The organism is Micromonospora sp. NPDC051196 (assembly GCF_040682415.1).
GTDB lineage: Bacteria > Actinomycetota > Actinomycetes > Mycobacteriales > Micromonosporaceae > Micromonospora.
In genome coordinates this window covers 126,973-136,745 of sequence record NZ_JBFBAY010000015.1, presented here as the reverse complement: position 1 = coordinate 136,745, position 9,773 = coordinate 126,973, and the positions used below count along the sequence as shown (strand labels likewise).

Here is a 9,773-nt window from a genome sequence, read left to right as displayed (position 1 = left end):
TTGCCGGAGGGTTCGTCGGGTCGGTTTGTTTCGGTGTTGCGTCGTGACCGGGATGAGGTGCGGTCGGCGTTGACGTGTTTCGGTGAGGCCTGGGTCGCGGGTCTGCCTGTTGATGTCGGTGCGGTGGTGCCGGCCGGGCCGGTCGTGGATTTACCTACTTACGCGTTCGACCGGCAGCGGTACTGGCTCACCCGAGAACCCGCCGTTGCCGCAGGGTCCGCCGAGGAGATCCGCTTCTGGTCAGCTGCCGAGCGCGGCGACTCGGCCGATGTGGCCCGCACGCTCGGTCTGGACGACGACGAGCACGCTGCCCTGGCTACGGTGCTACCGGCGATTGCCTCGTGGCGGCGCGGCCGGAAGGATCGCGTCGCCGTGGACGACTGGCGCTACCGCAGCACGTGGGTGTCACACGCCGGCCAAGCGGACGTGGCACCCCTCGGAAGCTGGCTCGTCGTGGCCCCGGCGGACGGCTCGGCGGCCCAGATCGTGCAGGCCATCCGGGGTGACGTGCGTGTGGTCGAGGTGGACGTTGAACGGGCTGACCGCGCCGAGATGGCCGACGCCGTCGCTCGCGCGGTCGGGGACGGCACGCCCACCACCGTGCTCAACCTGTTGAGTCTCGCCGAGAACGATGGCATTGAAGCGACCCTGCTGCTCCTGCAGGCGCTGGGGGACGCCCGGGTCGGCGGTACGCGCTGGTCGGTCACCCGCGGCGCGGTGGCCGCCCATGAGGACGACACCGTGACACATCCGGCGCAGGCGCAGATCTGGGGACTGAGCCGCGTCGCCGGGCTGGAGGACGCACAGACCGGGGCACGCGTGGTCGATCTGCCCGCCGAGTTCGACCACGACACCGCCGCCCGGCTGGTGGCCGCCGTCGCCAACGCCGGTGACGAGGACGAGTTGGCGATCCGCGGCGATGGCGTGTGGGTTCGCCGGCTGGTCCCGGCCCCGCTGGCCAGCCGGACGCCGGTGCGCACGTTCACCCCACGCGGCACGGCCCTGATCACCGGCGGCACCGGCGCGCTCGGCGGTCATGTGGCCCGTTGGTTGGCCCGCTCCGGTATCGACCACCTGCTGCTGCTCAGTCGCCGCGGCCCCTACGCCCCGGGCGCGGCCGAGTTGACCGCCGAACTGGAGGCACTGGGCGCGCGGGTCACCATCCGGGCCTGCGACGTGGCCGACCGTGCGGCGCTGAGCGAGGTGATCGCCGACATCCCCGTGGATCAGCCACTACGTACCGTCGTACACGCCGCCGGCGTGGCCACCGTCGACCGCCCGGTGGCGGACCTTACCCCGGCTGATCTGGCCGAGGCGTACCGCTCGAAGGTTCTGGGCGCGTCGCACCTGCACCTGCTCGCCGGCGCGGAACTCGACGCGTTCGTGCTGTTCTCGTCGACCGCTGCGGTGTGGGGCAGTGCTGGGCAGGGCGGCTACGCCGCCGCGAACGCGTACCTGGACGCCCTGGCCGCGCACCGGCGGGCGCGTGGCCGCACCGCGACGTCGGTGGCGTGGGGGGCGTGGGAGGGTGCGGGCATGGCCGACGACCCGGCCTTCGCCGACTGGCTGGACCGCAGCGGGATGCGGCTGATGTCGCCCGAACGGGCCGTCACCGCGCTGCAGCAGGCCATCGAGTACGACGACACCACGATCACCGTGGCCGCCATCGATCGGGCTCGACTCGCCGAGGCGTTCAACGCGGCCCGGACCCGTCCGCTGCTGAGCGCGCTCGCACCCGGTGAACCCGAAGCCGCGCCGGACGAGGAACCGGCACTGCGCAAGCGGCTCGCCGGCCTGCCGGAGGCGCGATGGCAGGCTGCCGTGGCCGACGAGGTGGGGGCCACCCTATCCGCCGTGCTCGGCTACCAGTCGGCGCAGAGCGTGGACCCCGATCTGCCGTTCCGTGACCTCGGAGTCGACTCGCTGGCCGGCGTCGAGCTGAAGAACCGGCTGAACGCGGTCACCGGCCTCGACCTGCCCAGCACGCTGGTCTTCGACCAGCCGACGCCCGGAGAGTTGGTCCTGCACCTGCTGGACCAACTGCGGACGGGGACCGCGCCGGAGCCGACGGATCCGCTTGAGGAACTGCGCCGGCTGGAGACCGCCCTGGCGGCGGTGGGCGACGAGGAGATCCGCCGCGAGGTGACCGTACGGCTGCGTGGCCTGCTCGGCCGGTGGGACGAGACCTCGCAAGGCCCCGAGCTGCTGGACCTCGACGAGGTCAGCGACGATGAGATCTTCGAACTGCTGGACCGGGAGCTCGGCGCGCCCTGACCGGAGGGCGTCGGATCACTCCGACGGTTTGGTGGCCAACGCCGCGGCCAGCTCGCCGCCGTCCAGCATCGACAACAGGCGATCGAGCTCGCCGACGGTGTCGAGCTCGGGTTCCTTGGCCCAGCGCAGCATCACGTCGAACATCACGCCGAAGACGGCCGCGCTCAGCGCCCGTACGGCGGGGTCGTCGGGGGAGCGGCCGGCGCGTTCGGCGAGCAACTGGGCCATCGTGCCGATGGTGCGGGTGACGTTGCCGAGGCTGGCCGCCCACAGCTCGGGCACCGTCACGATCAGGAAGTCGCGGTGACGCTGGGCGCTGAGCTGGTCGGGCGTGAGGTCGCTGAGGGTGGCCCGGATGGCCTGCCGTAGCGCCTCGATCGGGCTCAGGCTCGGGTCCTGCGCACGGAAGGCCTGCGGGAACAGCGGATCGTACTCGTCGGAGACGACCAGGTCCTCTTTCGATGCGAAGTAGCGGAAGACCGTGCTCGGCGAGACCTCTGCCGCGTCGGCGATCTGCTCGATCGTCGTGGCTTCGTATCCCTGCGCGGCGAACAGGCGCAACGCGTGCTCCTGGATGGCCGCGCGGGTCTTCGCCTTCTTCCGCTCCCGGAGGCCGGTGCTGCGGCGGCCGGTGGGTGCCCCTGACTGCTCGTGATTGTGCTCGGCCAGGTTCGTCACCGGTACCTCCTGAGGTGCATTCGGGGAATCTACACCGTGCCGTTGCTGGTCAGGCTTCCCATCCTGTCATGCCGCCACTACGATGCTATATGAGAGCTAACTATCAAACGAGAGTGAGATGCCATGGCGCTGTACCTGTACCGGTTGGGGCGCTGGTCGCTCCGCCGGCGCCGCCTCGTGCTCTTGATCTGGCTGGCACTGCTCGTGGTGACCGGCGTCGGTGCGGCCACCCTGTCCAAGCCCACGACCGAGGCCTTCTCGATCCCGGGCACCGAGTCGCAGCGGGCGATCGACCTGCTGACCGAGCGGTTCCCCGAGGCCGGGGCCGACGGCGCGGTGGCCCGGGTCGTCTTCGCCGCCCCGGCCGGTGAGCAGCTCACCCAGCCCGACAACAAGGCCGCCATCGAGGCGGTGGTGGCGCGCCTCAGCCGTGCGCCTCAGGTCTCCGAGGTGGCCGATCCGTTCCAGGTCGAGGCGGTGTCGCCCGACGGTCGCGTCGCACTGGCGCAGGTGGGTTATCGCGTACCCCGCAATGATCTGACCGACAGTGACCGCGAGGCCCTGGTCGATGCGCTTGAGCCCGGCAAGGCCGCCGGGCTGACCGTGGAGGTCGGCGGCGACGCCGCGCAGGCACCGCCGGAGCAGGGCGCCGGCGAGCTGATCGGGGTGATGGTCGCCGCGATCGTGCTGGTCATCACGTTCGGCTCGCTGCTCGCCGGTGGCCTCCCGCTGCTTACCGCCATCGTCGGCGTCGGGGTCAGCCTGTTGGCTGTCACGATCACCAGCCGGTTCACCGAACTCAACTCCGACACCCCCGCGCTGGCGCTGATGCTGGGCCTGGCGGTGTCGATCGACTACGCCCTGTTCATCGGCTTCCGCTATCGCGACGAACTGCGCAACGGCCATCCCCCCGAGGTCGCGGCCGGGCGTGCCGTGGGCACCGCCGGGTCGGCGGTCGTCTTCGCCGGCCTGACCGTGATCATCGCGCTGGCCGGGCTGGCCGTCGTCAACATCCCGATCCTCACCCAGATCGGCTTGGCGGCAGCCTTCACCGTGGCGGTCTCGGTGCTGATCGCGCTCACCCTGCTGCCGGCGCTGCTCGGCTTCGTCGGGCAGCGCATCCTCAGCCGCAAGGTGCGTGCCGAGATGGCGTCCGCGGCGGCGGGCGAGCCGGTGGCCACCAAGCCCACGATGGGTCAGCGGTGGGCCCGGGTCGTCACCCGGTTCCCGGTGCTCTTCCTCGCCATCTCGGTGATCGGGCTCGGTGCGCTCGCCATTCCGGTGCTGGACATCCGGCTCGGTCTGCCCGACGACGGCACGGCACCCGAGACGACCAGCCAGCGCAAGGCGTACGACCTGCTGACCGAGGGGTTCGGGCCGGGCTTCAACGGGCCGCTGATGGTCGTCGTCGACACCGGCAGCGGTGGTGGCAACGCCCAGCAGGCGGCCGACCGGGTGAACCAGGCCATCGCGGCCCTGCCCGACGTCGTGGCGGTCAGCCCTGCGATGGTCAACCAGAACGGCGGCAACACCGCTCTGATGCAGGTGATCCCGGCCAGCGGGCCGACCACCGCCGAGACCGAAGATCTGGTGGACGCGATCCGCGACGAGGCGGCGAAGTTGCGGCCGGAGATCAACGCGCAGGTGTCGGTGACCGGTCAGACGGCCATCAACATCGACATCTCCAAGCGGATCGCCGAGACCATCGTGCCGTACCTGGCGATCGTGGTCGGACTGGCGTTCCTCCTGCTCATGGTGGTGTTCCGGTCGATTCTGGTGCCGTTGAAGGCGACGCTGGGCTTCCTGCTGAGCCTGGCCGCCACCTTCGGCGCGCTCGTCGCGGTGCTGCAGTGGGGCTGGCTCAACGACCAACTCGGCATCGACGCCACCGGCATCATCGTCAATCTGCTGCCGGTCATCGTGATCGGTCTGGTGTTCGGCCTCGCGATGGACTACGAGGTGTTCCTCGTCAGCCGGATGCGTGAGGAGTTCGCGCACGGCGCCGAGCCCAAGGATGCCGTGGTCAAGGGCTTCGGGCACAGCGCACGGGTGGTGACCGCAGCCGCGATCATCATGGTCAGTGTGTTCAGCGGCTTCATCCTGGCCGATGCGGCGCTGACCAAGTCGTTCGGATTCGCCCTCGCCGCGGCGGTGGCGTTCGACGCTCTGGTGGTGCGGATGACCATCGTGCCGGCGGTGATGGCGCTGCTCGGCAAGGCCGCCTGGTGGCTGCCGAAGTGGCTCGACCGGGCCCTGCCCAGCGTGGACATCGAGGGCGAGCGGCTACAGCACGAGCTGGACACCTCCGGCCCCGGAGACACTGCTCCGATCGGTGAGCCTGCCCCCCGTTAGGCCACCGAGCGGGTCGAGAGGTCCCGACTCGACCCGCAGCGGCACCCGGCCACGTCCCCGCTTCGGCGGGGACGTGGCCGGGTGTTTTTGTGCCCGGGTCAGCTGGGCCTGGCAGCGCGGTTGCGGAACTGGTTCATCCGGTTCTGGCCGAAGCCCGGGATCTCCTCGTCGCCGTCGCTGCCTGCGGCCGCGCCCAGTGGCGTGTAGGGGACCGACCGGTTCGCCGTGGCCAGAAAGCGCGTCCAGTCGATTCGCGCGACGCTCGTCGACGAGCCGGACAGCGCAGTCTCCAGGGCCACGTCGGGCGAGACCGGATAGATACCGCGCGCCGTGAGTTCAGGGCCTGCCGGGGACCACGGTCCCCAGGCCACGCTCCGTACGCCGAGTGCCTCCAGGTACGCGTCGGCGGCGGTGCGGACGAACGTACCCGCAAAGCCGGGCACCGAGAGCACATCACCGGCCGACACGAAGAAGTCCAGCTCGGTGGCCTGCTGCGACAGCAGCACCGCCGGGCGGACCGCCCGGTCGACGGCCAGGGCGAGGTCCTCCGCCGACGCGTCGGCCAGCAGCCGGTGCGGCAGCGGCGCGGCGAGGTGGATCACGCCGCGGACCGGTCGGCCCAGCTCGGCCCGCTCGGCCAGCAGCCGGTGTACCACGCCGGTATCGAGGAGGTCGGCCACACGGACCTCGACACCCGGCGAACCATTCGGCAGCGTGCTGCCCGACGGGTGCGCGACCAGCACCGACTCGGCGCCCCGCGCCACCAACCACGAGGCCGCGTACGCCGCCTGCTCGGCCGGACCGCCGACGACCAGGTAGGTCGCATCCGGAGCCAGTTTGACGCCGTCGCCGGCGGGCGGCTCGGTGGTGCGCAACTCGGCCCGGTGCCAGCGGCCGGACCGCACCGCGAGATGACCCGATCCACCGAGCTGGGCGACCCGCCCGAGCAGCAGATCCAGGGCCGGCGGCGGGCCGGCCGGGTCGAGGTCCACCTGCACACAGGTGGCGTCCGGGTACTCCCAGATCGCGGTCTTGGTCAGCGCCGTGAGTGCCGTCTGTGCCGGGCGTGGCAGGTCCGGCCCGGGTGCGGTGGCACCCGTGGAGCAGATGACCACCGTCGCCTGCGGGGCCGACTTGAGGAGCCGGGCCATGAGGGGCACGGTGCGCTCGATCAGCGCGGAATCGCCTGGGTCGTGGAACACCAGCCCGGTGACGTCCGAAAGGTCCCCGTCGTCGCCGGCCAGCCCGACGGAGCGTAGGTCGTCCTGCCATCGGGTGGCCTGCTCCGGCTCGCTGCTGACCACGAGCCAGCGGCCGGTGGAGGCGCCCACCGCCGGGGTGGCGGCCACGGCGGGCAGGGCCTGCCAGCCGAGAGTGCAGGTCAGCGGCCGGGCCGCCGCGAGGTCCGCGTCGGCGGGGGCCATGCGCAGTCCCTCGACGGACGCCAGCAGCTCGCCGGATCCGGCGAGCAGCGTCAGGTCGATCGCGTCGTCGGGGCGTTGCCGAGCGCGTACCAGGAAGGTCGAGGGCAGGGGCGCGTGCAGGGTGACGCGCGCCAGCGAGCGCACCACCCGTGGGCCCGCGCCGAACGCCCAGGCCACCTGGAGAGCACCGTCGAGGCGCGCCGCTTCCGGCCCGTCGCTCGTGACCACACCGGCCGCGGTAGCCCCGTCGACGTGCAGCTGGGTCAGCGTCCGTGCGGCCGGTTCGTACGGTGTGCCGTCGCGCCACATGGCGTCGTGCAGCGCGGTCGCGGCATCCTCGGTGACCTCGGGCACGGGATCGGCGTGGCCGCTGTCCGGGGCGGCCGCAGGTTGCGCGTGGGCCACCGTCAGGCAGGCCCGCCAGCCGTTGTCGCCGTCGACGAAGCCGTCGATGCGAAGCCCGCCGGGCCCGGATTCCCACCGGGTCTGAAGGGTGATCGGGGTACGCACGGTCACCGGATCGGGGAACGCGACATCGTGCAGGGACGTGCCGCCGGCCAGCGCCCACGACAGCAGTGCACCGGCCGACAGCACCGGAGCCCCGTGGATCCGCTGTTGAGCCAGCGTCGACGGCACCGTCGCGCCGAAGTACCGGCCGTCCGAGGCCGCCAGCCGCAGCGGGGCGCCCAACAGCGGGTGCGGGGGTGCGACCGGTGGTCCGGACGAGTCCGGCGGGGAGAGCCAGAAGCGGCGGGACTGGAATGGGTACGTGGGTAGGTCGACATGCCGTGGCTCGTGCCCGTCGAGGGCGGGCGTCCAGTCGACGTCGACGCCGTCGGTGTGCAGCTCGGCGAGCGTCCGCAGCAGCGTGCGTACCGCCGCACCGGCCGGCGACACCAGCGTGGTGGTGAGCACCGCCCGGCCGGGCTCGCCGAAGGCCGCCAGACAACGCCGGATGCGCTCCGGCGCCGTGGGGTCGCCGCCCAGGTCGACGAACCGGGTGACCCCCTCCGCGCCGGCCTGGCGCAGGCGGGTGGCGTCGAGCGATGTGGGTCCGTTCGAGGCGGCCAGCGCGCACGCGTCGTCCAGCGTGAGGTCGCCGGCGACGTACCCGGCGGCGGCCTCCCCGACGCCGTACCCGATCATGTGGTCCGGCCGCACACCGAACGCGGCCAACAGCCGGTGGTGGGCGATCGCCGACACGAACAGCACCAGCCGTTCGACTGCCTCGTCCCCAGCGGAGGCCGTCGGCGTGAGCAGCGCGTCGCGTACCGGAGCGGGCAGCGCCGCGAGCACCTCGTCGGCGGCGGCGCGGTAGGCGGGAAAGGCGGCGTACAGCTCGCGGGCGGCACCGGCCGGGACCGGGCCGTCGCCGGGGAACACCAGGGCCGTCCGCCCGGCAGGGTCGGCGACCCCCTGCACGAGATCGGCCGCTGCTTGATCGTCGGCCAGGGCACGCAGCCCGGCCACCAGATCGTCGCGGGACCGGCCGACGACCACCGCCCGGTGCCGGAACGTCGACCGTGTGCGGAGCAACGCGTACGCCACGTCGGCTGGTTCGGACGAGATGCTCACGCTCTCCAGCAAGCGGCGGGCCTGTGCACGCAGTGCCGTGGGCGACTTCGCCGACAACACGAAGGGCACCGGCCGGTCCAGCACGCTGCGCTCGTCGCCGTCCGGGAGGGCCGGCGGCTCCTCGAGGATCAGGTGCGCGTTGGTGCCGCTGATCGTCAGGCAGGACAGGCCGGCCCGCCGTACCCGGTCGCCGCGCACCCACGGCGACGGCGAGGTGGCCAGGCGTACGGTGCCGCGGTTCCAGTCGGCGTGCGGCGTCGGCCGGTCCACGTGCAGGGTGCGGGGCAGCCGTTCGTGTCGCAGCGCCATGATCAGTTTTGCGATGCCGGCCACCGCGCCGACCGTCTGGGTGTGCCCGATGTTCGACTTCACCGAGCCGAGCAGCAGCGGCGGCCGGTCCGGTGCGCGGTCGCGCCCGTAGGTCGCGATGATCGCGTTCGCCTCGACACCGTCGCCGAGGGTGGCGCCCACGCCGTGCCCCTCGACCACGTCGACGTCGTCGCCGTTGAGCCGCGCGTCGGCCAGCGCCGCGCGGATCACCCGCTCCTGGGCCCGGCCGCTGGGTGAGGCCATGCCGTTGGTGGCGCCGTCCTGGTTGATCGCCGTACCGCGGATGACGGCCAGGATCGGCCGCCCGTGCCGCTGCGCGTCGCAGAGCCGTTCGAGCAGCAGCATTCCGGCGCCCTCGCCGAGACTGACGCCGTCGGCGGCGCCGGCGAACGACTTGGAGCGCCCGTCGGGGGCCAGGCTGCCGCGGCGGCGGAACTCCTGCAGCGTGCCCGGCATCGACATCACCACGGCGCCGCCGGCCAGCGCGAGCGAGCATTCGCCGGCGCGCAGCGCCTTGGCCGCCAGGTGGATCGCGACCAGCGAGGAGGTGCACTGCGTGTCGACGGTGAGCGCGCCGCCGAGCAGCCCCATCAGGTACGACACCCGCCCGGATGCCGCGCCTACCGAGTTGCCCACCCCGAGGTAGTCCTTCAGGTCGTCGCCCGGCGGCTCGCGCAGCAGCAACGGATATCCGCCGAACTGGATACCGGCGTAGACGGCGGTGGCCGAGTTGCGGGCGGTCAGCGGATCGATCCCGGCCCGCTCGAACGCCTCCCACGAGGTTTCCAGCAGCAGCCGCTGTTGCGGGTCCATCGCCAGCGCCTCGGTCGCACCGATGCCGAAGAACTCCGGGTCGAACAGGTCGGCGTCGTGCAGGAACCCGCCGGTCAGGTCGGGTGCCTGACCGGCGAGGTTCCAGCCACGGTTGGTCGGTAGGCCGGAGATCGCGTCCTCGCCGGAATCCACCAACCGCCAGAGATCTTCAGGGGAACGCACCCCGCCGGGGAAGCGGCAGCCGATGCCCACGATGGCGATCGGCTCGTGCCGCGCTGCCTGCGCGGCGGCCAGCTGACGACGAGACTGTTGCAGCTCCGCCGTTGCCTTCCTCAGGTACTGCTGCAGTTTCTCCTCGTCCGCCAT

4 protein-coding genes are annotated in these 9,773 nt (G+C 72.2%); 2 read left to right on the top strand and 2 right to left on the bottom strand.

Annotated features, from left to right (window positions below):
• Nucleotides 1-2,274, top strand: a 2,274-nt coding sequence (locus AB0M35_RS24465) for an SDR family NAD(P)-dependent oxidoreductase (protein WP_363748130.1), incomplete at its 5' end; no start/stop codon positions are given.
• Between the two features lie 15 nt (nucleotides 2,275-2,289).
• Here the strand turns inward: AB0M35_RS24465 and AB0M35_RS24460 are convergent.
• Nucleotides 2,290-2,952 (bottom strand): TetR family transcriptional regulator, encoded by a 663-nt coding sequence (locus AB0M35_RS24460; protein WP_363748128.1) that lies wholly within the window; start codon nucleotides 2,950-2,952, stop codon nucleotides 2,290-2,292.
• A gap of 123 nt (nucleotides 2,953-3,075) precedes the next feature.
• Here AB0M35_RS24460 and AB0M35_RS24455 point away from each other — a divergent pair, with 123 nt between their 5' ends.
• Nucleotides 3,076-5,304, top strand: a complete 2,229-nt coding sequence (locus tag AB0M35_RS24455) for an MMPL family transporter (RefSeq protein ID WP_363748126.1) — start codon at nucleotides 3,076-3,078, stop codon at nucleotides 5,302-5,304.
• Between the two features lie 98 nt (nucleotides 5,305-5,402).
• On the opposite strand, the gene AB0M35_RS24450 is transcribed toward AB0M35_RS24455, so the two are convergent.
• A complete protein-coding gene (locus AB0M35_RS24450; protein WP_363748124.1) occupies nucleotides 5,403-9,773 on the bottom strand; it encodes a type I polyketide synthase in 4,371 nt (1,456 codons plus the stop codon).